This window comes from Hyphomicrobiales bacterium, assembly GCA_002869065.1.
In the GTDB taxonomy this organism is placed as follows: domain Bacteria; phylum Pseudomonadota; class Alphaproteobacteria; order Rhizobiales; family Rhodobiaceae; genus Rhodobium.
On the sequence record PKTR01000002.1, the window covers coordinates 890,754 to 913,729 of the forward strand.

22 protein-coding genes are annotated in these 22,976 nt (G+C 64.8%); 11 read left to right on the forward strand and 11 right to left on the reverse strand.

Features of this window, described 5'->3' with window-relative positions; translation table 11 throughout:
- Nucleotides 1-279 precede the first annotated feature (279 nt).
- The 4 genes from C0606_07860 to C0606_07875 form a co-directional block, all read right to left on the reverse strand.
- A complete protein-coding gene (locus tag C0606_07860) occupies nt 280-1,122 on the reverse strand; it encodes a sulfate transporter (protein PLX38137.1) in 843 nt (280 codons plus the stop codon).
- The gene (locus C0606_07865) at nt 1,106-1,891 is read right to left on the reverse strand and encodes an ABC transporter ATP-binding protein (protein PLX38138.1); all 786 of its coding nucleotides are present in this window, start codon (nt 1,889-1,891) and stop codon (nt 1,106-1,108) included. The genes C0606_07860 and C0606_07865 overlap by 17 nt, the downstream gene beginning before the upstream one ends.
- Complete coding sequence (locus C0606_07870; protein PLX38139.1) at nt 1,888-2,595, reverse strand: ABC transporter permease; 708 nt, start codon at nt 2,593-2,595, stop codon at nt 1,888-1,890. Before C0606_07870 ends, C0606_07865 begins: the two co-directional genes overlap by 4 nt.
- A gap of 61 nt (nt 2,596-2,656) precedes the next feature.
- Nucleotides 2,657-4,762, reverse strand: a complete 2,106-nt coding sequence (locus tag C0606_07875) for a 4Fe-4S ferredoxin (protein PLX38140.1) — start codon at nt 4,760-4,762, stop codon at nt 2,657-2,659.
- Between the two features lie 11 nt (nt 4,763-4,773).
- Between C0606_07875 and C0606_07880 the strand changes: the two genes are divergently transcribed.
- From C0606_07880 to C0606_07905, 6 genes are all read left to right on the forward strand, one after another.
- Nucleotides 4,774-5,346, forward strand: coding sequence for a DUF3305 domain-containing protein (locus C0606_07880; GenBank protein PLX38141.1), 573 nt, complete (start codon nt 4,774-4,776; stop codon nt 5,344-5,346).
- 16 nt (nt 5,347-5,362) lie between these two features.
- The gene (locus C0606_07885; GenBank protein ID PLX38142.1) at nt 5,363-6,142 is read left to right on the forward strand and encodes a hypothetical protein; all 780 of its coding nucleotides are present in this window, start codon (nt 5,363-5,365) and stop codon (nt 6,140-6,142) included.
- Between the two features lie 233 nt (nt 6,143-6,375).
- Nucleotides 6,376-6,978, forward strand: a complete 603-nt coding sequence (locus C0606_07890) for a molecular chaperone TorD (GenBank protein PLX38143.1) — start codon at nt 6,376-6,378, stop codon at nt 6,976-6,978.
- Nucleotides 6,979-7,044: 66 nt separating this feature from the next.
- Nucleotides 7,045-7,248 (forward strand): formate dehydrogenase, encoded by a 204-nt coding sequence (locus tag C0606_07895; protein ID PLX38144.1) that lies wholly within the window; start codon nt 7,045-7,047, stop codon nt 7,246-7,248.
- Nucleotides 7,249-7,414: 166 nt separating this feature from the next.
- On the forward strand, nt 7,415-10,294 hold the full coding sequence (locus C0606_07900; protein ID PLX38145.1) for a formate dehydrogenase: 2,880 nt from the start codon (nt 7,415-7,417) through the stop codon (nt 10,292-10,294).
- Between the two features lie 20 nt (nt 10,295-10,314).
- Nucleotides 10,315-10,911 (forward strand): formate dehydrogenase, encoded by a 597-nt coding sequence (locus C0606_07905; GenBank protein ID PLX38146.1) that lies wholly within the window; start codon nt 10,315-10,317, stop codon nt 10,909-10,911.
- A 224-nt stretch (nt 10,912-11,135) separates the two neighbouring features.
- Here the strand turns inward: C0606_07905 and C0606_07910 are convergent, their stop codons facing one another.
- Nucleotides 11,136-12,470, reverse strand: a complete 1,335-nt coding sequence (locus tag C0606_07910) for a hypothetical protein (protein ID PLX38147.1) — start codon at nt 12,468-12,470, stop codon at nt 11,136-11,138.
- A gap of 94 nt (nt 12,471-12,564) precedes the next feature.
- Between C0606_07910 and C0606_07915 the strand changes: the two genes are divergently transcribed.
- Both C0606_07915 and C0606_07920 read left to right on the forward strand, forming a co-directional pair.
- Nucleotides 12,565-13,599 carry a hypothetical protein gene (locus tag C0606_07915; protein ID PLX38148.1) on the forward strand — a complete coding sequence of 345 codons (1,035 nt, stop codon included), beginning with the start codon at nt 12,565-12,567 and terminating at the stop codon, nt 13,597-13,599.
- Nucleotides 13,600-13,633: 34 nt separating this feature from the next.
- The gene (locus C0606_07920; GenBank protein ID PLX38149.1) at nt 13,634-14,584 is read left to right on the forward strand and encodes a hypothetical protein; all 951 of its coding nucleotides are present in this window, start codon (nt 13,634-13,636) and stop codon (nt 14,582-14,584) included.
- Between the two features lie 27 nt (nt 14,585-14,611).
- On the opposite strand, the gene C0606_07925 is transcribed toward C0606_07920, so the two are convergent.
- From C0606_07925 to hrcA, 6 genes are all read right to left on the reverse strand, one after another.
- Nucleotides 14,612-15,052 (reverse strand): hypothetical protein, encoded by a 441-nt coding sequence (locus C0606_07925; protein ID PLX38150.1) that lies wholly within the window; start codon nt 15,050-15,052, stop codon nt 14,612-14,614.
- Nucleotides 15,033-16,334, reverse strand: a complete 1,302-nt coding sequence (locus C0606_07930; GenBank protein PLX38151.1) for a heterodisulfide reductase — start codon at nt 16,332-16,334, stop codon at nt 15,033-15,035. The genes C0606_07925 and C0606_07930 overlap by 20 nt, the downstream gene beginning before the upstream one ends.
- Nucleotides 16,331-16,975, reverse strand: a complete 645-nt coding sequence (locus tag C0606_07935; protein PLX38152.1) for a hypothetical protein — start codon at nt 16,973-16,975, stop codon at nt 16,331-16,333. Before C0606_07935 ends, C0606_07930 begins: the two co-directional genes overlap by 4 nt.
- A gap of 81 nt (nt 16,976-17,056) precedes the next feature.
- Nucleotides 17,057-18,118, reverse strand: coding sequence for a formate dehydrogenase subunit gamma (locus tag C0606_07940; GenBank protein ID PLX38153.1), 1,062 nt, complete (start codon nt 18,116-18,118; stop codon nt 17,057-17,059).
- A gap of 460 nt (nt 18,119-18,578) precedes the next feature.
- Complete coding sequence (locus C0606_07945) at nt 18,579-18,986, reverse strand: hypothetical protein (GenBank protein PLX38154.1); 408 nt, start codon at nt 18,984-18,986, stop codon at nt 18,579-18,581.
- A 154-nt stretch (nt 18,987-19,140) separates the two neighbouring features.
- Entirely contained in the window at nt 19,141-20,247 is a 1,107-nt protein-coding gene (hrcA, locus tag C0606_07950; protein PLX38155.1) for a heat-inducible transcriptional repressor HrcA, read from the reverse strand.
- Between the two features lie 177 nt (nt 20,248-20,424).
- Between hrcA and C0606_07955 the strand changes: the two genes are divergently transcribed.
- Genes C0606_07955 through C0606_07965 form a run of 3 tightly spaced genes read left to right on the forward strand, consistent with a single transcriptional unit; the run spans nt 20,425 to nt 22,954 of the window.
- Entirely contained in the window at nt 20,425-21,138 is a 714-nt protein-coding gene (locus C0606_07955; protein PLX38156.1) for a ribonuclease PH, read from the forward strand.
- A 23-nt stretch (nt 21,139-21,161) separates the two neighbouring features.
- Nucleotides 21,162-21,803: a non-canonical purine NTP pyrophosphatase, RdgB/HAM1 family gene (gene rdgB, locus C0606_07960; protein ID PLX38157.1), complete on the forward strand. Its 642-nt coding sequence runs from the start codon at nt 21,162-21,164 to the stop codon at nt 21,801-21,803.
- A complete protein-coding gene (locus C0606_07965; GenBank protein ID PLX38158.1) occupies nt 21,800-22,954 on the forward strand; it encodes a coproporphyrinogen III oxidase in 1,155 nt (384 codons plus the stop codon). Before rdgB ends, C0606_07965 begins: the two co-directional genes overlap by 4 nt.
- Nucleotides 22,955-22,976 lie beyond the last annotated feature (22 nt).

Here is a 22,976-nt window from a genome sequence, read left to right on the forward strand (position 1 = left end):
GGGCAATGGACCCCGCATCAAGCGCGGGGTGACGGGGAGCGTGTGGCGCGAAAGCCGTACTAACAAACGGTAGCTGTAGAATACTCATCGAACCCATCGGGTTCGCAAGGCCGACCGGCCGCCGCCCGATAAGGGCGCCCTCGCGGAGGCTAGCGGACGATGGTCCGCGCTCAGCCGTGAGCGGGAAATCAAATCCCATCGTGTTCGCAAGGCCGACCGTAAACAAAAACGCCCGCGAGATGCTCGCGGGCGTTTTCTTTTTGCGGCGGAAAGCCGGGATCAATTGGTCGGGTTTTCGACCATGCCGTAGAACAGCTGCTCGCCGTTGATCTTGTAGCCGTTGATCGCCGCCTGACCCTCGCGCGACAGCATCCAGTCGGCGAATTTCTGGCCGAGATCGGCCTTCACATGCGGGAACTTGTCCTTCGACACGACGATGGCGCCGTATTCGTTGCGAAGGCGGGTGTCGCCCGACACGAGCAGTTCCAGATCGCCGCGATTGGCGAAGCTCAGCCAGGTGCCGCGGTCGGTGAGCGCGTAGGCATCGGAGCCGGCGGCGACATTGAGCGTCGCGCCCATGCCAGAGCCGGTCTCACGGTACCATTTGCCCGACGAGGCGACCGGATCGATGCCGGCGGCCTTCCACAATTCGCGCTCGCGCTTGTGGGTGCCGCTGTCGTCGCCGCGCGAGGCAAACATCGACCCGCTGTCGGCAATCCTGTTGAGGGCGGCGGCGACGTCGGCCTCACCCTTGACGCCAGCCGGATCCGATTTCGGACCGACGATGACGAAGTCGTTGAACATTAGCGGGTAGCGCTTCACGCCGAAGCCATCGGCGACGAACTGCTCCTCCGACTTCTTGTGGTGCACCAGCAGCACGTCGGCATCGCCCGAGCGGGCAAGGCGGATGGCAGCCCCGGTGCCGACCGCAACGACGCGGACCTCGATACCGGTCTTTTTCTGGAAGACCGGCAGGATCGAATCGAACAGACCCGAATTCGCCGTCGACGTCGTCGATGCGACGGTGATGAAGCTGTCAGCCGCCAGTGCCGGAGCCGCCGCGGATGCGGCCAGACCCAGCGCGGCAATTGCCCCGACGATATGCCTAGCAAGTGTTTTCATGATTTCCGTCCTCTCCAGTGTAAATCGATTGGCGCCGCCACCACAGAAGGTCGCCTTTCAGGAAGGCGGCGGCGAGATCGTTCTGCGGCGCTTCGAAGAAGCTTGCCGCCGGCGCTCGTTCTTTGATCCTGCCGCGGTGTAGGAACAGGACCTCGTCGGCAAGGCGACGGGCCTGGTTGAGATCGTGACTGGTCATGATGATGCGCACCCCGATCTGAGCCGCTTCCTCGACCAGTTCCTCGACGAGCCCGGTCGTTGCCGGATCGAGGCTCGCGGTCGGTTCGTCGAGGAAGAGAACGCGCGGGCGCACGGCAAGCGCGCGGGCAATCGCCAGCCGCTGCTGCTCACCAAATGACAGCGCGCGCGCCGGCATCGTCGCCAGCCGCCCGAGGCCGGCGCGTTTCAACGCGGCGTGCGCGCGCTCGCAGCGCTCTGCCTTCGGCACCTTACGGACCTTCAGCGCGAACAGAAGATTGTCGAGCGCGGTGCGGCGCAGCAGCACCGGGCGCTGGAACACCATCGCCTGGCCGTCGCGCACGGCCTGTGGATCGGGTGCGTTCGGCCAGCGCACGGCGCCGGTTTCCGGCTTGAGAAGCCCGTGGGCGACGCGCAGAAGCAGGCTCTTGCCGGCGCCGTTCGGACCGATGATCAACGTCTTCTTGTGGCGGTTGTCGAAGACGCACTCGATCTCCTTCAGCACGGTCTTGCCGCCGCGCCTGAGCGAGACCTTGTCGATGACGATCGGCAGCATGTCGGTCACTTCCCTCATGCCGCCCCCTTGGCTTCGCCATAGAGGCGCACGCCGTAGACCGCGATATTGATGGCGAGCGACAGGGCAATCAGGATGATGCCAAGACCGAGCGCCAGCGCGAGGTTGCCCTTGCTCGATTCAAGCGCAATCGCCGTCGTCATCACCCGGGTGACGTGGTCGATATTGCCGCCAACGATCATCACCGCGCCGACCTCCGCCGTCGCCCGTCCGAAGCCGGCAAGAAGGGCGGTTACCAGCAGGAAACGGCCATCCCACAACAGCGCGCCAAGTGCCTGATGGCGGCGGGTGCCGAGCGAGGCAAAGGTCTCGCCATATTCCTGCGACAGCGGGCCGATGGTCTCGCGGGTCAGCGAAACGATGATCGGGGTGACCAGAATGACCTGTGCGATGATCATGGCGGTCGGGGAGAACAACAGGCCAAGCACACCGAGCGGGCCGCTGCGCGACAACATGAGATAGACGATGAGGCCAACGACGACCGGCGGCAGGCCCATCAGCACGTTGAAGAGGACGGCGATACCCTGTCGGCCGGGAAACCGCGTGAGCGCCAGGATGGCGCCAAGCGGCATGCCGATCAGCGCGGCGAGCGCGACGGCGGACAGGCTGACGCGCAGCGACAGGACGATGATCTCGGCGAGTCGCCGGTCCATCTGCCCGATCATGGTGACCGCGGTCGCGAATTCGTCGGCAAAGCCGGTCATGGTGCTCCGTCTCGTTGACCCGCCACCTTGGAGCGGGACCGCATTTCGCTACGGTCGGGCCTCAGCTCTTTTCCGCCTCGTCGTCGCGCTCGCGCAGATAGTCATCCGTGGTGCGCGGCGCGGGGCGCGGCCGGGAGGCGAAGGGATCGCTGACATTTTCCGCCATGTCGACCACGCGACAGTCGGAACACATCTGCAGCCGCTTCAGCGCATCCGGGTTGCTGAACATGGCGTGGCCCGACATGCGCGCGACGATGGTATCGATGGTCGAACGCGTTGCAAACGGCTTGCCACAGCGCACGCATTCGAACGGCTGATCTTCCTTGATGATGCGCAGATTGCGCGCTTCGCCGGTAAAGGTCAGGCGCGGCTCGAGCACGATCGCCTTTTCCGGACAGGTGCGGGCACAAAGACCGCACTGGACGCAGGCTTCTTCGAGAAAGCTGAGGCGCGGGAAGTCCGGATTGTCCTTCAGCGCATTGGCCGGGCAGGCGCCGACACAGGCGAGACACAGCGTGCAGGCGCCGGTATCGACCTGAAGCGTGCCGAAGGGCGACCCTTGCGGCATGGCGAGCACGTCGACCGGCACCGGAGCGACCTTGTGCAGGGCCGACAGCGCCAGATGCATGAGATCCCGCTTGCCGCCGGTCGGGGTGAAGGCGGCCGGCAATGCCGTCACGGTGGCGGCTTCGCCCGCATGCGCCCAAAGGGCGGCGGCGACCTTGTCGGGATCGATTTCAGCGATAATCGCGGTCGCGCCGTCGACATAGCCGAGGCCGTCGAGGATATGGCTACCAAGGCGGACGGCGTCGTCGATGCCGCCGGTTTCGTCAGCGGCCGAGGGCGGCACCAGCAGCAGCGTCTTCGCGGCACCGAAGGCGCGCGCGGCAAGCACCGCGTCGAGGCCCCATTGGGTGACCGCGTTGACGGCAAAGGGAATGACATTGGCCGGCAGGCCATCGCCATGGTCGGCAAGCGCGTCGATCATCGCCTCGCCGTGCTCACCGTCATGAACGAGCAGCACCGGCGCCGAACCACCGGCCTTGCGATAGGTGCCGAGCACGGTGCGCAGGCGGGTCAGCAGCGCGACGCCGCCCGGCATGGTGTAGCGGGCCGCACCGGTCGGACAGACACTGGCGCAATTGCCGCAACCGGCGCAGATGCCGGCGTCGATCGACACCACATTGCCGGACGGTGTGATGGCGGCGGTCGGGCAATTGTCGATGCAGCGCTGGCAGCCGACGATCTCGGAGCGCGCATGGGCGCAGAGCGACGGCTGATAGTCGACATAGCGCGGCTTTTCGAAGGTGCCGACCATGTCGGCGATCTCGAACAGCGCCCGCTCGACCGCGATCGGATCGCGCGGATCTGGATTGAAATAGCCGCTTCGCTTGTCGGGCGTAGTGAACAGCGGCGCTGCGCCGCGCAAATCGAGGATGATGTCGCAGTTCGATGTGCCGGGCTCCGCCGACGGCATGTCGAAGGCAAGCGCGCCGCGTGCGGAGGGTCTGGCGGCGGCGAAATCCTCGATCGAAACTGAAAAGCCGCCGAAGGAGCCCTTGGCCGAGACCGCGCCGCCATGGAAGACGGGCACATCGGCGATGCGCGGCGCGAAAGGCCTCTCGCTGCCGGTGAGGACGAGGGTGACGTCGAGGCGTTCGCCGAGCCGCATGGCGGCGTCCATGGCAACATCGCCCGGCCCGATCACAAGCACGATGCCGGCGCTGACGATACCCATCATCTGCGGGCCGTCGACATTGAGCGCGGCTTCGGCGATCAGCGCGGCCATCTTGGCGCCCGCCTTGGTGCCTTCCTTCGACCAGCCGGCCTTTTCGCGCAGATTGACGAAGCGAAGGTCGGCGGCAAAGGCGATATCCTCGGCGATTTCGAGGAACAGGGGCGCTTCCTGGGTGCAGCCGACAACAAGGGTCTCATTGCCGTCGGCGAGGTCGCGGAATCGCTCGATCTGACGGCGGCAGAGCTGCGTCGCGGGCGCTTCGAGCGCTTCGCCGAGGCCGGCCTCGATCGTTTCGCGGTCGAGGGTCATCGAGCCGTCGCAGGAACAGGTGATAATTGCCAAACCGTTGTTTCCCCTGGATTTCTTCGTTTGTTTTTGTTCTTGTTGGACCCGCTCGACAGGGTGTTCGAAAACTCTCGTCACGACCATATTGCGTTGAAGTGTCGCAGTTGTGCAAGATGGGTCGGGCAAGGAAACGCGACGAAGGAGCGGCCATGACGGCTGACGCGACAATGCCGGTCGGCATCGTCATCGAACGACGGGCGAGCGATCATCCCTGGCAGGATGCGACATGGGCGCCGGTTGCGGTGATCCCCCATGCGGGGCCGGTCGACGCGCCACGGCTGTTGGTTGAAGATGGCACACGAACACAGTTTCACGTCGCGACGCTGCCGCTCGAACTGTTCCGCGGCGAGACGGAAGGCTACTCGCTTAACCTGTCGCAGGCCGAGCCGGTCGTCTACGTGGTGCTGCGGCCCGACGACGAGGCCGACAGCGGGCTGAAGGCGTTCCTCGCCACCGTCTGCCCATTCGAGGCGTCGAGCTATGTGGAGAGCGGCGACGAGATCACCCAAGGGGTGGCGATGCCGGACGAGGTCAACGCCTGGCTGAGCCAATTCGTCGACACCCACCACAAGGAAGAGCCGTTCAAGAAGCGCAAAAACACCAAACAGCGCTCGGAACAGAGCTGGACGCGCCCGCGCGGCCGGTTCGGGCAAGTGGGTGGCGAATGATGGCGGGTGGCGCGTGATGGCGGACGATCGGGACGGCGGCATGGAAGGCGCGCTGTCGCGCTGGTCGCAGCGCAAGGCGGAGGCGCGCAAGATGCGCCGTGGCAGCGCGGCACCGCGGATCGCTGCGGCGGAGCCGACGTCACCAGAGCTCGCGGAAACGGCTGCGGAGATACCGGCAGCCGCGGAAGACGCCGCACAGGTTCTGAAAAGCGATCCAGACGCACCCGGTACGCTGCCGCCGCTTGGCTCCGACCCGGCCGAACCGCTCAGCGAAGAAGATGCGCGCGCGCTGACCGAGGAGCTCGGCCTGCCGGCACTCGACGAGCTCAACCGCGAATCCGATTACACCGGGTTTCTGGCAAAGGGCGTTCCGGCCGCGCTGAAAAACGCGGCGCTGCGCAAGCTGTGGGTCAGTGACCCGGTGCTTGCCAATATCGACAAGCTCAACGACTATGATGAAGACTATCGCGCGGCGCAGGCGCTCGGCGAGGCGGTGAAGACCGCATACCGCGTCGGCAAGGGTTTTCTCGATGACGACGAGATTGCGCCGCCATCGCCCGCCAACGCCGAGGCGGCGACCGACGGCGAACAGATCGCCGACACCGCAGCTAAGGAAAGCGTGGCCGAGTCAGGCGAAGCGGACGCATTCGAGGTGACTCACGAGGCAATCGACGCCGGCGGGAGCGATCCCGTGGAATGCGGTGAAGCAGCTACCAATAACGCCGCGCGGGACACCGCCGACGCTTCGGACAGTCGCGAAACAGACGAAATCCGGTCTCCGCAGAAACCCGGATGAGCAATATTAGCGTGCGCTAATTTAGTAGGTATTTGTTGAATACTTCGTATCGGATTAATTCCGCGAGTATTGCTGCGGTGCAGCAAGGCCGGAATCCCTTTATTTCTCCCATATTGCTTTCCTGAATTCTCCGAACTACGCAGAATCCACATGCGGAATGCGGCGAGTTGACGCAATATACTATTGTCAGGGTCCCATTCGCCGGGATATAAAACCGGTAGGAGGAAGACCGGATGGAAGAAGAGCGGCACATCGCCGAAGAAGATCGCCTTCGCGCCCATCTCTATGCCTTGATCGCGCGTGCGCTCGCCGCAGCGCCGGATCAGGATTTCCTCGATATTCTCAGCCGTTTGCATCGCGACGAAACCCCGCTTGGCCAGGCCTTCGGCGCCCTTGCCGCAGCGGCACGCGACCTCACCGCAGCGGATGCGGAAGAGGAATATACGCGGCTGTTTTACGGCATGGGTCAGGGCGGCGAAGTGCTGCCCTACGCCTCGTATTATCTGACCGGCAATCTCAACGACCGCCCGCTCGTGCGTCTGCGCGCCGACATGGAACGCCTCGGCGTCGTCCATTCGGGGCAGAACGGCGAGCCGGAGGACCATATCGCCTATCTCATGGAGATGATGCACGGGCTCATCCTCGGCACACTGACCGATGAGCCGCTCGATCTGGACACCCAGCTCGCGTTCTTCACCGCGCATATCGCTCCTTGGGCGGGCGAATTCTTCAACGACCTGAAAGCGGCGAATTCGGCCCGGCTCTATGCGGCCGTCGCCGAACTCGGCAAGGCGTTTCTGGCGATCGAGGGCGATGCCTTCACGATGGCGGCCTGAGCGGCACCCGCCGTACCGCAATCCTGGGCATTCTCTGCGACGCTGGACGACAACGAAGGAAAAGCCATGACGGAAAAGAATAAACCGCACGATATGAGCCGCCGGGACTTCTTCCGGCAATCGGGCATGGCGGTCGGCGCAGCCGGCGGCGCAGCGGTTGCGCTGGCGACGGGAGCCGAAGCGGCGGAGCCGGAGACGCGCGGCAAGAATTCGGTCGGCTATCGCGAGACCGATCACATCCGGACCTACTACGAACTGGCGAAGTTCTGATGATCTGACCGGCCGGAGATTTCCGGGCGGGGGAAACCGACGCGCGCCTGTGGCCGGCAATCTTTTGCGGGCGACAGCCTTAGAGGTTGCGAAGCGGCGTGTGAACGAGACGGCGAGAGGCAAGTCCGCCCGAATGGCGGCAACAAGCCGAAATGGGAGAAAAACCATGCTGACCAAGACATCCAGCGGCACGGCGCAGCGATCCCGGTTGAAACAGGTGCTCGGCGCAGTCAACGGAACCGGCATCGACCGGCGAACCTTTCTGGCGCGCTCGGGCCTGACGGCCGGCGGCGCAGCGCTCGCATCCGCACTGCCGCTCGGCATGGTCAAGAAGGCCGATGCGCAGGAAGCCGCCAAGGCCTATGGCGCCGAGGTGAAGCAGATCAAGTCGGTCTGCACCCACTGTTCCGTCGGCTGCACGGTGATGGCCGAAGTGGAACGCGGCGTGTGGACGGGCCAGGAGCCCGGCTTCGAGAGCCCGATCAATCTCGGCGCCCATTGCGCCAAAGGCGCGGCGGTGCGCGAACATGCCCATAACGAGCGTCGGCTGAAATATCCGATGAAGCTCGAAGGCGGCAAGTGGAAGCGCGTCTCCTGGGACGAGGCGATCAACGAGATCGGCGACAAGATGCTCGAGATCCGCCAGGCGTCCGGCCCGGACTCGGTGTACTGGCTCGGCTCGGCCAAGTTCAACAACGAGCAGGCCTATCTGTTCCGCAAGTTCTATGCCTTCTGGGGCAGCAACAACGGTGATCATCAGGCGCGCATCTGTCACTCGACGACGGTTGCCGGCGTGGCCAATACCTGGGGCTACGGCGCGATGACCAACTCGTACAACGACATGCACAATTCGCGTGCGATGTTCCTGATCGGCTCGAACCCGGCCGAGGCGCATCCGGTCGCGGTGCAGCACATCCTCAAGGCCAAGGAACAGAACAACGCGGCGCTGATCGTCTGCGATCCGCGCTTCACCCGCATCGCCGCGCACGCCGACGAGTTCGTGCGGCTGCGTCCGGGCACCGACGTCGCGCTGATCTGGGGCATTCTCTGGCACGTTTTCGAAAACGGCTGGGAAGACAAGGAATTCATCCGCCAGCGCGTCTGGGGCCTCGACCGCGTCAAGGCCGAGATCTCCAAGTGGACGCCGGAAGAAACCGAGCGCGTCACCGGCGTGCCGGGATCGCAGCTGCGCCGCGTGGCGCGCACGCTCGCCAGCAACAAGCCGGGCACCATCGTGTGGTGCATGGGCGGCACCCAGCATACCAACGGCAACAACAACACCCGTGCCTACTGCATCCTGCAGCTGGCGCTCGGCAATATGGGTGTTGCCGGCGGCGGCGCGAACATCTTCCGCGGCCATGACAACGTTCAAGGCGCAACCGACATGTGCGTGCTGTCGCACAGCCTGCCGGGCTATTACGGCCTGGCCACCGGCTCTTGGAAGCACTGGGCGCGCGTCTGGGACGTCGACTACGAATGGCTGAAGGGCCGCTTCGCCTCGCAGGAGCTGATGGAATCGAGCGGCATTCCGGTGTCGCGCTGGATCGACGGCGTGCTCGAGGACAAGGGCAACATGGACCAGCCGGACAATGTCCGCGCGATGGTGCTGTGGGGCCACGCAGTCAACTCGCAGACCCGCCTTCCGGAAATGAAGAAGGCGATGGAAAAACTCGACATCATGGTCGTGATCGACCCGGTGCCGACCTTCGCCTCGGTGATCCCGGACCGTGAGGACGGCGTCTATGTGCTGCCGGCCTGCACCCAGTTCGAGACCTACGGCTCGGTGACCGCGTCGAACCGTTCGCTGCAGTGGCGTGACAAGGTGGTCGAACCGCTGTTCGAATCGCTGCCCGACCACGTCATCATGTACAAGTTCGCCCGCAAGCTCGGTTTCGAGCAGGAGATGTTCAAGAAGATCACGGTCGAGAACGACGAACCGCTGATCGAGGACATCACCCGCGAGTTCAACGGCGGCCTGTGGACGATCGGCTATACCGGCCAGTCGCCGGAACGCCTCAAGCTGCACATGGCCAACCAGTCGACCTTCGACCGCACCACGCTCCTGGCGAATGGCGGTCCGGCGGACGGCGACTATTACGGTCTGCCGTGGCCGTGCTGGGGCACGGCGGAGATGAAACACCCGGGGACGCCGCTGCTTTACGACACGTCGAAGCCGGTGGCCGAAGGCGGCCTCACCTTCCGCGCCCGTTACGGCGTCGAATATGAGGGTGAGAACCTTCTCGCCGAAGGCTCCTACTCGGTCGGCTCGGAAATCGAGGACGGCTATCCCGAGTTCACCATGGCGATGCTGAAGAAGCTCGGCTGGGACGGCGATCTGACCGACGAGGAACGTACCGCGATCGAAGCGGTGGCCGGCGACAAGACGAACTGGAAGACCGACCTTTCCGGCGGCATCCAGCGCGTCGCGATCAAGCATGGCTGCGCCCCGTTCGGCAACGCCAAGGCGCGCACCTTCGTGTGGCCGTTCCCGGATCCGATCCCGCTGCATCGCGAGCCGCTCTACACCAACCGGCGCGACCTGTTGCCGGACTACGCGACCTACGCGGACAAGAAGGCCTATCGCCTGCCGACGCTGTACGCCTCGATCCAGGAGAAGGACTACTCGAAGGACTTCCCGATCATCCTGACCTCGGGCCGGCTGGTCGAATACGAGGGCGGCGGCGACGAGTCCCGCTCCAACAAGTGGCTGGCCGAGCTTCAGCAGGACATGTTCTGCGAGGTCAATCCGCGCGATGCCAACAACCACGGCATCAAGGAAGGCGGCATGCTGTGGGTGCACAGCCCGGAAGGCGGCAAAGTGCTCGTCAAGGCGCTGATCACCGAACGCGTGGCACCGGGCGTTGCCTTCATGCCGTTCCACTTCGGCGGCCACTGGCAAGGCAAGGATCTGCGCAGCAAGTATCCGCCCGACGCATCACCCTGGGTGCTCGGCGAAGCCTCGAACATGTGCGGCACCTATGGCTATGACTCGGTGACGCAGATGCAGGAAACCAAAGCGACGCTTTGCCGGATCGAAGCGGCTTAAGGCAGAAGGAGGACTGTGACATGGCACGGATGAAATTTCTCTGTGACGCCGAACGCTGCATCGAGTGCAACGCCTGCGTTACCGCCTGCAAGAACGAGAACGAGGTCGCCTGGGGCATCAACCGCCGCCGCGTGGTGACCATCAACGACGGCAAGCCGGGCGAGCGCTCGATTTCGGTGGCCTGCATGCACTGCTCCGACGCGCCGTGCATCGCGGTGTGCCCGGTCGACTGCATCTACCAGTCGGAAGAAGGCGTGGTGCTGCACTCCAAGGATCTGTGCATCGGCTGCGGCTACTGCTTCTTCGCCTGTCCGTTCGGCGCGCCGCAGTATCCGCAGGAAGGCACCTTCGGCAGCCGTGGCAAGATGGACAAGTGCACCTTCTGCGCCGGCGGTCCGGAAGAGGACAACAGCGCGGCCGAGTTCAGCAAATACGGCCGCAATCGCCTCGCCGAAGGCAAGCTGCCGCTGTGCGCGGAGATGTGCTCGACCAAGGCACTCCTGGCCGGTGACGGCAATGTGGTGTCGAACATCTTCCGCGAGCGCATCGTCTCGCGCGGCTTCGGCTCCGGCGCCTGGGGCTGGGGCACCGCCTACCAGCAGAAATCCGGTTCGTAGACCCGGGCACGGGTCCGGAGCGGCAAGCCCCGGGCCCGCATCGACCCCGCCACAAGCGGAGAGACCGGCGTTCCAGATAATCGGGCAGAACACAAAAACAGCCCGCGGAACAGCCTGAGCATCGTGCAGCCAATTGGCGTCGCCAAAGATGCGGCAAATGCTCAAGGGGGGAGACCGGAACCGGCGCGGCATGTCCGCGCCGGTTTTGTTTTGGCTGGTTCTGTTTATTCGGCCGGGACCGTCGTCTGCCCGAGCATCCCGGCCATGAAATCGACGAGCGCGGCGAGTGCTGCTTCATCGGGGATCGTCTGCACCGGCATCTTGGTGCCGGGGAAGACCGTATCGGGCCCGCGGCGAAAGAGATCTGCGATCGTCTCCGGCGTCCAGACGATCTTCGAGTTGGCAAGCGCCGGCGTATAGGCATAGCCGGCGACACTGCCGGCGCGGCGGCCGAACAGATCCGTGAAATGCGGGCCGGAGCGTTGACGTTCCTTCGCCGTCGTCGCGTGGCAGACGGCGCATTTGCGGTAAACGACGGCGCCGGGATGATCGCTCGTCAACCAGGGTGTCGGGCGTGGATCATCGGCAATCGTCTCACCGATGCGCGCACCGCTTTCGAGATGCCAGACCTTGATCCGCTCATCGCTGCTTGCCGACAGGAGAAACCGTCCGTCGGCGGAGAGCGCGACCGCCCAGACCGGGCCGGCTTCCTCACGGATATGGGCAAGCGTGCGGCCCCGCCCGGTGTCGAGCTGGCGGACATCGCCATTGAGGAAACCGACGACGACGCTGGTGTCGTCGGGCGAAAAGGCGAGCGACAGCGGCTTGGTCACAGGGTCGGCGAGAAAGGCGAAGCGCTCGGCAAACGGGTCGAGCGTCCAGACCCGCACCATGTTGTCGAGACCGATGGTGGCGAGCTGGCTTTTGTCGGGCGAGACCGCCATCGCCGTCAGCCCGAGATCGTGGGCGGGAATGGTGGCGGTCAGGATGCCATCCCTCCGGCGGTAGATTTTCAGTTCGCCATCGCGGGTACCGGAAATCACCTGCGCGTCGCCCACCCCGAAGGCAGCAGCGATAACCGGGGCGCCGACTGCGATACGGCGCCTTTCGGCACCGGTGTTGGCATCCCAGAGCGCGAGCGTGCCATCCCAACCGCCGGACAGCAGCGTAGCGCCATCGCCAGACACGGCAATCGCGGCTGCCTGGCCGCGATGGGCGTCGAGTATGCGCGCCGGCTTCGCCTCGCCGGTTCCAAGGCGCCAGACGATCAGCCTGCCGTCGCCGCCGGCCGAAACCGCACCGCTGCCGGACAGGAAGGCAACCGCGTTGACAGGTCCGGCATGGCCGGAGAGGACATCGAGTGCGGTCTGGTCGTCGAACCGCCAGCGGCGCAGCGTGTAGTCGAAGCTTGCGCTCAACACGGTCGTGCCGTCGGCGCTGACTGCGATGTCGCGCACGAGGCCGCCATGGCCGACCATGTCCGCCTCGGCAGCGCCACCGTGCAGGCCGAGAAGAAAAAAGCCGAAAAGGGCGCGTTTTACGGTCGACAACGGCGTCATTCCGGGAAACCATTGCACCTGCAATTAGTTTACAATCTCAACAAGGCGCTGTCATGCAGCGCTGCCGCACAAAATCCTTAGGGGACCAAGAAGAATGGCAACGACCGGCGGCGATTTCTGGAAGAACTCCGGCTATCACCTGCTCGAAAAGGGGGAGGACGGTTATCTGCGGCCGACCGATGCTTTCCTGCGCGCCTATCTGCTGCGGCCGGAGCTGGAACCGGTGCCCGAATCCTGCCCAGCCGAACTCGCGCTGCACGCCGCCCTCCTGGACGAGCCGACACGAGACGTCGACGCCGCCACGCTAGGCGAACTGGCCGACGCCGACGCGCGCGAGAATTACGAAGTGTTTCTCGGCTACCGCGACCGGCTTCTCTCTGAGGGCTCGCTGGAACGCTGTTACCTGTCGCTGGTGCGCAAAACGGCGCCGGTGCGAGTGCCGGCGCTGTTCATCGATCACCTGGTGCATGCGATCGCCCGCAATATCTTCGATGGCACGACGGATCCGTTCGTACTGCGCGCCGCCGAAATCCTGTTCCGCGAGCAGATGGTCAATCTGGTCGGCGGCTCGGTGCTGTTCATGGACAGCGAGATCTCCGGCATGATGCGCGAGCGTCAGGAGCGCGGCCATATCAGCCTGATCGAGATCGCCGCCAACCCGTTGCTGCTGCGCCAGACGACCGAACTCGACGTGTTGTCGCTGGAGAACGCCAGCCGCTATTTCGAGCGCTCCGACCGCTACGATTTCGCCCTCGACATGACCTATGGCCGGCCCGGCGGGCGGGCCTTTGCCACCATGCTGGAACGCTGGATCGCGCATTTTCTCAAGATCGCGGTAAAGATCGAGCCCGTCGAGGAAATCGATGACGACCATTGGAGCTGGCATGTCGGGCTCGATGTCGACGCGACCGCGCTCCTTAACGACCTCTATGACGGGCGCGAGGTGGACGACGAGCGCATGGCCCGCCTGATGGCGCTGTTCCAGCTCAATTTCGTCGACAGCGAAAGCCAGCGGGCCGATATTGCCGGACGGCCGGTTTATCTGGCGCTCTGCCGCAAGGCCGACGGGCGGCTGCACATGAAGCCGCAGAACCTGCTGGTCAATCTGCCGCTCGCGACGCCCGCCTGACCCGTTTCCATCCGCGCGCCGAAAGGACGCCCGCATGATCGATCTCTATCCTTTTGCCGGCTTTCCGGTTTTCGTTCTCGGGCTCGGGGCCCATGGCTGCAAGGCGGCCGAAGCGTTGCGGCTGTCCGGCGCGGAGGTGATGGGCTGGGACGACGACCCCGCCAACCGGCGGGCTGCAGCGGCGAACGACGTGGTGCTGCAGGACGGCGCGGAGTTCGACTGGCGCGAGCCGGTCAGCCTGATCGTCGAAGCCGGGATCGCGCATGGCGATACCGATCCGCACCCGATGGTGGCGGCGGCGCGCGAAGCCGGCTGCGAGGTGATCTCGGACGCCGAATTGCTCGCCCGAGCGGAGCGGGATTCGCGCTATGTCGGTCTCGTCTCGGAAGCGCAGGAGAGCGCCGCGCTCGACCTGCTTGCGCACGCGCTCAAGGTCAGCGGGCGGGAATGCGAAATCGGCGGCGATCAGGATCGTCCGCTGCTCGGCCTCCATCCGCTCGGCAATGGCGGCATTTACGGTCTCGCCATGCCACCGGTGCGGCTCGACATCACCCTGTCGATCACCTTTGACGTGGCGGTGCTGCTCGATATCGGCGCGGCGGCGAAATCGGTCCTCGGTGCGGATGCGGCGGGCGCCGCCCGCCTCGTCTTCCATCGCCAGACCGGCGGCAATGGCGCCATCGTCAATGTCGACGATCGCGAGACGCGGCAGATCGCCGAAGCGCTGCAGGCGGCAAAGGAGCAGGTGGTGATCCCGGTATCGGGCCGGGCGCGGGTGCCGGGCGGGGTCTATGTCGCCGGCGGCGTGCTCTATGACGACATCGCCGGCAACGCGGACGCCATCGTCGGCCTCGACCTGCCGGCCGGCAAGGACGGCGAGGATGCGGGCCGGCTGGCGGCCGCCGTCTATGCGAGCCTTCTGGTGCTCGACGTTCCGGCACACGCGGCGATGGCCAGCATCCGCGGCTATTTTGCCAGCGAATAATACCGTTCTATCCGGGTCTTGCCTGTCTTACTCGATTGCCTTCAGACGCGGATCGAAGAGCGTCATGCCGTAGGCGGCGATCGCGATGATGTCGTCGTAGTCGATTTCGATCGGCTGCACGCGCAGCGGCAGATCTGTCGGCGGCTTCTGGTCGGGCAGGAAGGTGATCGACTGATGCGGGTTGCGGGTGTGGAAGGTCTCGTAGCGCTCGCGGCCGTCCTTCATGCTTGCCAGCACGCGGAAGGACGGCGTGCTGCCGATGCCGCCGAACTTGTTGTAATCGCCGATAACGTGGCAGGCGGCGCAGTGCTTGATCGACAGTTCCTTGCCACGCTCGATGAGAACCGGATCGTCGTCGGCCAGCGCCGCCCCAAATCCGGTCAGGCCCGCCGCCAAAACGGCGAGCGCATAGAGGGCCGGTGTCTGACCGGCCCTTCCGTTGACTCGCTTACGCCGCGCCGGAGCCATCGCCTTTTGGCGTGTCTTCGAGATATTCGGCGAGATACTCCGCCAGGCCGATGACCTCGAGGTCGATCTCGCGCTCATCGAGCGCTTCTTCCAGCACCGTGCGACAGTTGGCGCAGGGCGAGACCAGGAGTTCGAGCCCCTCGATGGCATCGAGCTGCTGTTTCTTGCACTCGAAGGCGGTGTTCTGCAGCTCGGCGGCGCGCGGATTGGCGCTCACCCCGCCACCGCCACCGCAGCAGATATTGGTGACGCCGGCGTGCTCCATCTCGACGAAGCCGCCGGAAAAACTCTTCATGATACGGCGCGGTTGAGCGACGACGCCGCCGCGGCGGACAATCTGACAGGGGTCGTGCAGGGTGACGACCCGCTCGTCGCGGCCGGTGGTACGGATACGGCCCTCACGCTGCAACTGGTCGAGCAGTTCCAGGATATGGATGACCTCGAACTTGAACGGCCGGCCAACGAGGTTCGGACCCTCCCAGCGCAGCGCGCCATAGGCATGCCCGCATTCCGGACTGATGACATATTTGACGCCGAGTTCCTCGGCCGCGTCGACGACCCGGGTGACGAGCGTCTTGGCCGTCTCTCGGCTGCCGATCTGGACGCCGACATTGGTGCCCTCATAGGCCTTGGTGGAAATCGTCCAGGTGACGCCGGCCTGGGAAAAGATGCGGGCAAGCGCGCCGAAGATTTCCGGGAAGCCCATGATCTCCATCGACGACAGGATGACCATGTAGTCGACGCCGGGTTTGTCGAGCGGGATTTCGCAGCCGCAGATGCGTTCCTGGGCGGCGACCTGCGCCTTCAAGGTTTTCGGCGTGATGCCCATCGGGCTGCCGGTGGCGATCGCGCGCTGCTCGGCGGTGACCAGGCCTTCCGGCGCAAGGCCGGCCGCGGTGAAGCCCTCGCGCATCTTGCGGATCGAGCCGGCGATGTCGATGCCCATCGGACAGACCAGCGTGCAGCGGCCACACAGCGTGCAGCTGTCGTAGACGAGTTCGGTCCACTCGTTCAGCTCGTCCTCGGTGACCTCGTCGGGCACCAGGCCGAACATGCGCTTCAGGCCGGAGAACGGCGCCTTGTGCCGCTTGTAGGCCTTGACCATCGGGTTCAGCTTGTAGGTCGGCGTGTAGCGGGCGTCTTCCTGGGTCAGGTAGAAATGGCAGGCCTCGGCGCACTGACCGCAATGGACGCAGCCTTCCAGATAGGAGGCGATGGCGCTGTCGGTGACGGCGAGGAATTTCTCGACCGCCGTTCCGGCGATGTTGGCGTTGGCGTTCATGGCGTCACTCCCCGGCGGCCATAGATCGCGCCCGTGAAGCCGCGCGTCAGGACGAAGGTGAAGGCGTGCATCAACCGGCTGAACGGGAAGTAGATCAGCCACAGATCGACGAACAGCATATGGATGGCGCGCAGCATGACCTGGCTTTCCTGCAGGGCGAGGCAACCGGTCAGCATGACGAGGAAGGTCAGCCAGGTGCCGACATGATCGTCGCGGTCGGCGATCTGGCGCATGACGGGATCGCAGATGCGGCGGATCCACAACAGGATCAGCCCGGCAAAGGCGATTTCAGCGGCGACGATGAAGGCCCAGCGCGGCAGTGCCGGCCAGCCGAAGCCGAGGATGCGCTCCTCAATGAAGGCGACATGCGGCGCGGCGAACAACAGCAGCACGAAAAGGCCGAGATGGAAGGTGTAGCCGCCGACCAGATGGACCCAGGTGCGGAAGGCGAAATTGGTGCGCGGCACGAAGTGGCGCAGGTTGCCCTTGATGAAGCCGGCGGTGGCGGACCCGCGCGCGACGCTCAGATCCTTCTTGCGGCCGAAGCGCAGCAGGCCGATGATCCGCCAGGCCGCGCCGAGCACGAACACCGTTGCGGCGAGGTACCAGAGCGGCCCTTCGACAAATTCGACAAAACCCATTCCTGCCTCCTCGGGTTTCTATCCAGCCTGTCCGAACGCCTGCACCCTGCCGGTTGAATTCGGCCGGCGCCCTGCGTTGCGCTATTCGGCGGGAACCGGCACCCCGTCTGCGTCTTCATCCCGGGCGCGCTTCTTCGCGGCCTGCTCACCCATCACCTTTTGTGCCCACAGATCGTGGTGCTGGATGGCCCAGTTCTCGTCGACCTCGCCCTTGGTCATGCCCTCGAGCGCGCCTTCCATGCCGAGCGAGCCGATATAGATGTGGCCGATCGCGACCGTGATGACAGCGATCGCGGCAACGGCGTGGGCAACATGGGCGATGTTGAGATAGCCGGTCTTTTCAGCGAGCCAGGGGAAGTCGAGCAACAAGCCCGACAGGCACAGCACCGTGCCGCCGAGGGTCAGCAGCCAGTACCAGCCCTTCTCGCCGAAATTGTTCTTCTCCGAACTGGCGTGGCCGCCGAACAAGCCGCCGCCCTTGAGGATCCATTTCAGGTCGACAAGGTTGAAGCCGTTGCCTTTGAGGAACATCAGCACCATGGGGAAGAACACGACGACGAAGATCGGGCCGAACAGATTATGTCCCTGCAGGGATGCGCTGGCGAAGACGGCGAACGCCTCCTTGCCGATCAACGGGATGAGCCCGACGCGACCAAACAACAGGATCAGGCCACTGAGGCCGAGCAGAATGAACAGGCAGGCGACGAACCAGTGCATGGTCCGGTGCCAGAGCTGGAAGCGCGGCACGGTGCGCCCGCTGCGCCCACCTTCTATTCTGATGCGGCCGCGGATGACGTAGAACAGCAGGATCAGCAGCGTCATGCCGACGATGGGTATCGCGCCGTAGTAAGGCAGCCATTGCGAGCGGATCACCCGCCATTGTTCGCCGCTTTCGCGAACCATGATCGCGGCGTGGGGATCGGGAATCGACACCCGGCCGGGAGTACCCTTGCGGATCTGGCGCCAGAATTCCGAATCATTGGTCGTGCCGCTTGACCGGCCCGGCACCGCGCCACCGGTCAGCGCGCTTGGCGGCACCGGGTTGATGCCGGGAGCCTGCGCGCGGGCGCTGTCGCCAACGACGAACAGAGCCACGAAACAGAGGAAAACGACGGACAGGAAAGCCGGTAGGCGCCGGATCATGGTTCGGCAACTCCCTTTGGACTGCGCGCCTTGTGCTGCGCCTTCATCGTTTTCACCGCCCGGCACGGAAGCCGGAGGCGGCGTTGTTTTTGTTTGTTGGACTATTGTGTAATCCGAAAAGAAAAGTTGCAAGTCTTCCGTTTCTTTTGGCGATTTTTGCCGAAAGGCCAGCACCAAGCTGCTTTATAAGGAACTAATAATATACAACTTGCATATATCGATCCCGAACAATTTGAAACACTCGGAAAAACGCAGCGTTTTTCTCGTCGAAGGTGTAATTTTCCCCAAATACCGCCGGAATACTTGGGGCGACGGGCCTTTGTCTGAACCGGCGCGGAACCGAGAGGCAAAAAGAAACGGCCCCGCCGAATTGGCGGAGCCGTGTGAAGCAGCGTCGGGCGCCTGCCCCCGCTTCAGCGGCAAGCGCCTGCCGCGTCAACCGGATCGAACCGTTTAGAAATCAGAACTGATCGTCGTCGGAATCGCCGTCCATCGGCTGACCGCCCTGCGCGCCGGCTTTCTTCTTTTGATTCTTCTTTCCCTTGCGCAGGAACGCACCGAGTTCGGCCTCACCGGTCGCCTTGTTGTAGACGCAGATCGCCCGCTCCCGCTCGCCCGTATCGAAGGAAACGCCGCGCACGATCGCCATGGCATAGCTCGCCGATCCGGTCGGGTCGACCAGCGTTTTCGGATCCTCGAAGACCTCGGAGCCGAGGTTCTTGCAGGCCTCACGAACAGTGCGGCGCATTTCGCGGTCCGCATTCTGGGCAAAAGCCGGCGCCGCCGCGACGACCGCCGCCGCCACCGCGGCACCAAGCATGAGATATTTCATCGCTTCTTCGTCCTTTCGCTGGTTGCGCCGCGCCAACAGGCCTTGCCGGTCCTGCCATGCGTTGCCGCAACTCCACCGCCGGGCTATGGCACCTACCATCGCCGTGCGGCCGATATCGCCCTTCCACCAATCTATATGGACCGGCCCAATGATGAATTGAAGTCCGGCCCAGCCTCTTTCACCACGCCGTTCAGCCAAGCAGCCGGCCGATCACCTTGGCCGTGAAATCGACCATCGGGATGATGCGGCCATAGTTGAGCCGAGTCGGGCCGATAACGCCGAGCGCGCCGACGATGCGCTGTTCGCTGTCGCGATAGGGCGCGACGATCACGGAAGAGCCGGACAGGGAAAACAGCGTGTTTTCCGAGCCGATAAAGATGCGCACGCCATCGCCCTTTTCGGCAAGGCCGAGCAGGCGGATCAGTTCCTGCTTGGTTTCCAGATCGTCGAGCAGATGGCGCACCCGTTCCAGCTCGTCGAGCGCGGTCAGGTTTTCCAGCAGATTGGCGCGACCGCGCACGATCAGCCGGCCCGGCACATCGGCATCGGCGCCGGCCCAGCTCGCGAGGCCCTCCTCGACCACCTTCTGGCTCAGCAGATCCAGTTCGGCCTGCGCATCGGCCTTGCGCTGTTCAAGCGCGGTCTGCGCTTCCGACAGGGTGAGGCCACGGATATGGCTGTTGAGATAGTTGCCCGCCTCGGTCAGCGCCGATTGCGGCAAGCCGGCGGAAATCGCGATCAGGCGGTTTTCGACCGTGCCATCCTCGCCGACCAGCACCACCAGCGCCTTGGTCGGCTCGAGGCGGACGAACTCGATGTGTTTCAGCCGCATGTCGCTCTTGTGGCTGAGCACGACGCTGGCGCCGCGCGACAGGCCAGAGAGAAGCTGGCCGGCATCGGACAGCAGCGAGTCGAGCGAATTGTCGCGGCCGCTTGCCGCCACCTCGGCCTCGATGCGGGCGCGCTCCTCGCGGCCGAGATCGCCGACCTCGAGCAGGGCATCGATGAAAAAGCGCAAGCCCAGATCCGTCGGCAGCCGCCCGGCGCTGGTGTGCGGCGAGTAGATCAGCCCGAGATGCTCAAGATCCGCCATCACGTTGCGCACCGAGGCGGGCGACAGCGGCATGGGTAACAGACGGGAAAGATTGCGCGAACCGACCGGCTCGCCGGTTTCGAGATAGGACTCGATGATGCGTTTGAAGATCTCGCGCGAGCGCGCGTCAAGCTCGTCGAGACCAACGGCCGATCCGGTCGGGACGGTTATTCTCGATTTTCCGTCGGCAGCCACGCCTCGCACCCTTCTCGTTTCGACAAACGGCGAAAACGCCCGCGAACGGACGGTGAATTTGGAAAAACTTAAGGCCAAATCGGCCCGCCCATGCAAGCGGTACTTTACGGCGCTTTGCGGGCAGGGCTACAAGGCGGGCCATGAGGGCGCCGCGACGCGCCGGAAAACACGGAAACGGAGATTGCCATGCGTCCTTCCAAACGGGCCGCCGATGAAATGCGCCGGGTGACGCTGGAGCGTGCCTTTTCCCGACACGCCGAAGGCTCCTGCCTGATCAAGTTCGGCAACACCCATGTGCTGTGCACGGCGAGCCTGGAAGAGCGCGTGCCGCCCTGGCTGCGCGGTCAGGCCCAGGGCTGGGTCACGGCGGAATACGGCATGCTGCCGCGCGCCACGTCGGACCGCATGCGCCGCGAGGCGACCGCCGGCAAGCAGTCCGGCCGCACCCAGGAAATTCAGCGCCTGATCGGCCGCTCGCTGCGCGCCGTCGTCGATCTCAAGGCGCTCGGCGAACGCCAGATCACCGTCGACTGCGACGTTATCCAGGCCGATGGCGGCACCCGCACCGCGTCGATCACGGGCGCCTGGGTGGCCCTGCACGACTGCCTTGAATGGATGCGCGCCCGCGACATGATCACCGCCCCGGTGCTGACCGACCATATCGCGGCGATTTCCTGCGGCATCTATGAGGGCACGCCGGTGCTCGATCTCGACTATCCGGAAGACTCCGCCGCCGAGACCGACGCCAATTTCGTCATGACGGGCTCGGGCGCCATCGTCGAGGTGCAGGGCACCGCAGAGGGCGTGCCGTTCTCGCGCGACGAATTCAACGCGCTGATGGACCTCGCCGACGACGGCATCAAGAAGCTCGTCGATTTGCAGAAGATGGCGATCGCCTGACGGCGGCGCTTTCGGGAGGCTCCATGACCGCGCGCATCTTTTCGGAGAAGAAACTGATCGTTGCCAGCCACAATGCCGGCAAGGTGCGCGAGGTTGCCGATCTCGTCGCAGGCATCGGCGTCGAAACGGTCTCGGCCGGCGATCTCGGCCTTGCCGAGCCCGAAGAGACCGGCACGACGTTCGAGGCCAACGCCCGGCTCAAGGCGGAAGCGGCGGTTGCGACGGCCGGTCTGCCGGCGATTGCCGACGATTCCGGTCTTGCGGTCGAGGCGCTCGGCGGCGATCCGGGCATCTATTCGGCGCGCTGGGCGGGACCGACCAAGGACTTCGCGCAGGCGATGCGCAACATCGAGGAGAAACTGCAGGCGCTCGGCGCGACGACGCCGGACCAACGGCGGGCGAAATTCGTCTGCGCCCTCTGCCTTGCCTGGCCGGATGGCCACCTCGAGGAGGTGCGCGGTGAGGTGCACGGCACCCTCGTTTGGCCGCCGCGTGGGACGGCCGGCTTCGGCTACGATCCGATCTTCCTGCCGGACGGCTTTGAGCGCACCTTCGGCGAGATGACGGCGGAGGAAAAACACGGCTGGGTACGTGGCCAGGGCAATCCGCTGTCGCACCGGGCGCGCGCCTTTGCCGAGTTGGTCGCGCGGTGTTTCCCGCAATGAAGACCGCCGAGCCCGGTTTCGGCATCTACGTGCATTGGCCGTTCTGCGCCGCCAAATGCCCTTATTGCGATTTCAACAGCCATGTCCGCCATGGCGGCATCGACGAGGAACGCTTTCGCGCCGCCTATCTGCGTGAGCTGGAGACGATGGCCGCGCGGGTGTCGGGCCGTACGGTGTCCTCGATCTTCTTCGGCGGCGGCACGCCGTCGCTGATGGAGCCGGCAACGGTCGGTGCGATCCTCGACGCCATCGCCGGCTACTGGTCGCTCGACGAGAATGTCGAAGTCACCCTCGAAGCCAATCCGGGCAGCACGGAAGCAACACGTTTTGCCGGCTATAAATCTGCCGGGGTCAATCGCTTGTCACTCGGCGTGCAGGCGCTCGACGACGAATCTCTCGGTTTCCTCGGCCGCATCCACTCGGCGGATGAGGCACGCAAGGCGATCGGTATCGCCCGCGATATCTTCCCGCGCCTCTCCTTCGATCTGATCTACGCCCGGCCGGAGCAGGCGCCGGACGCCTGGCGTGCCGAGCTGACGGCAGCGATCGATCTCGCCGCCGACCACCTGTCGCTCTACCAGCTCACCATCGAGGCCGACACGCCGTTTCAGCGGCTGCGCGATGCCGGCAAATTGGTGGTACCCGCCGAGGCACCGGCGGCGGAGCTCTATCAGGTGACGCAGGAGATCTGCGAGGGCGCCGGCATGCCGGCCTACGAGATCTCCAACCACGCGGTGCCGGGCGCGGAATGCCGGCACAATCTGCTCTACTGGCGCTATGGCGAATATGTCGGCATCGGCGCCGGCGCGCATGGCCGTCTGGCGCAAGAGCACGGACGCCACGCCACCGCGACCGAGCGCAATCCGGAAGCCTGGCTCGGACTTGTCGAAAAACACGGCAGCGGGCTCGTCACCGACGATCTGCTGATCCCCGAAGAGATCGGCGACGAGTTCCTGGTCATGGGCCTGAGGCTCGTCGAAGGCGTCGATATCGCCCGCTATGAGGCGCTGTCGGGACGCGGGCTCGACGAGCGCCGGCTTGCCAATCTTGTCGAGCTCGGCCTCATCGAGGACCTCGGCGGCGACCGGCTGCGCACAACGCCGGCGGGTATGCTCGTGCTCGACGCGGTGGTCGCCGACCTCGCCAGCTGATGCGGTATCCCGAGCGTTTCGG

Bases quoted from the DNA above. Each gene is read 5' to 3' on its own strand.
- C0606_07885 (PLX38142.1), top strand. From the start codon at position 5,363: ATGGCGGACGATCGGGACGGCGGCATGGAAGGCGCGCTGTCGCGCTGG.
- C0606_07955 (PLX38156.1), top strand. From the start codon at position 20,425: ATGCGTCCTTCCAAACGGGCCGCCGATGAAATGCGCCGGGTGACGCTG.
- C0606_07890 (PLX38143.1), top strand. From the start codon at position 6,376: ATGGAAGAAGAGCGGCACATCGCCGAAGAAGATCGCCTTCGCGCCCAT.
- C0606_07925 (PLX38150.1), bottom strand. From the start codon at position 15,052: ATGGCTCCGGCGCGGCGTAAGCGAGTCAACGGAAGGGCCGGTCAGACA.
- C0606_07920 (PLX38149.1), top strand. From the start codon at position 13,634: ATGATCGATCTCTATCCTTTTGCCGGCTTTCCGGTTTTCGTTCTCGGG.
- C0606_07915 (PLX38148.1), top strand. From the start codon at position 12,565: ATGGCAACGACCGGCGGCGATTTCTGGAAGAACTCCGGCTATCACCTG.
- C0606_07910 (PLX38147.1), bottom strand. From the start codon at position 12,470: ATGACGCCGTTGTCGACCGTAAAACGCGCCCTTTTCGGCTTTTTTCTT.
- rdgB (PLX38157.1), top strand. From the start codon at position 21,162: ATGACCGCGCGCATCTTTTCGGAGAAGAAACTGATCGTTGCCAGCCAC.
- C0606_07965 (PLX38158.1), top strand. From the start codon at position 21,800: ATGAAGACCGCCGAGCCCGGTTTCGGCATCTACGTGCATTGGCCGTTC.
- C0606_07905 (PLX38146.1), top strand. From the start codon at position 10,315: ATGGCACGGATGAAATTTCTCTGTGACGCCGAACGCTGCATCGAGTGC.
- C0606_07895 (PLX38144.1), top strand. From the start codon at position 7,045: ATGACGGAAAAGAATAAACCGCACGATATGAGCCGCCGGGACTTCTTC.
- C0606_07865 (PLX38138.1), bottom strand. From the start codon at position 1,891: ATGAGGGAAGTGACCGACATGCTGCCGATCGTCATCGACAAGGTCTCG.
- C0606_07875 (PLX38140.1), bottom strand. From the start codon at position 4,762: ATGGTCGTGACGAGAGTTTTCGAACACCCTGTCGAGCGGGTCCAACAA.
- C0606_07900 (PLX38145.1), top strand. From the start codon at position 7,415: ATGCTGACCAAGACATCCAGCGGCACGGCGCAGCGATCCCGGTTGAAA.
- C0606_07930 (PLX38151.1), bottom strand. From the start codon at position 16,334: ATGAACGCCAACGCCAACATCGCCGGAACGGCGGTCGAGAAATTCCTC.
- C0606_07870 (PLX38139.1), bottom strand. From the start codon at position 2,595: ATGACCGGCTTTGCCGACGAATTCGCGACCGCGGTCACCATGATCGGG.
- C0606_07860 (PLX38137.1), bottom strand. From the start codon at position 1,122: ATGAAAACACTTGCTAGGCATATCGTCGGGGCAATTGCCGCGCTGGGT.
- C0606_07935 (PLX38152.1), bottom strand. From the start codon at position 16,975: ATGGGTTTTGTCGAATTTGTCGAAGGGCCGCTCTGGTACCTCGCCGCA.
- C0606_07940 (PLX38153.1), bottom strand. From the start codon at position 18,118: ATGATCCGGCGCCTACCGGCTTTCCTGTCCGTCGTTTTCCTCTGTTTC.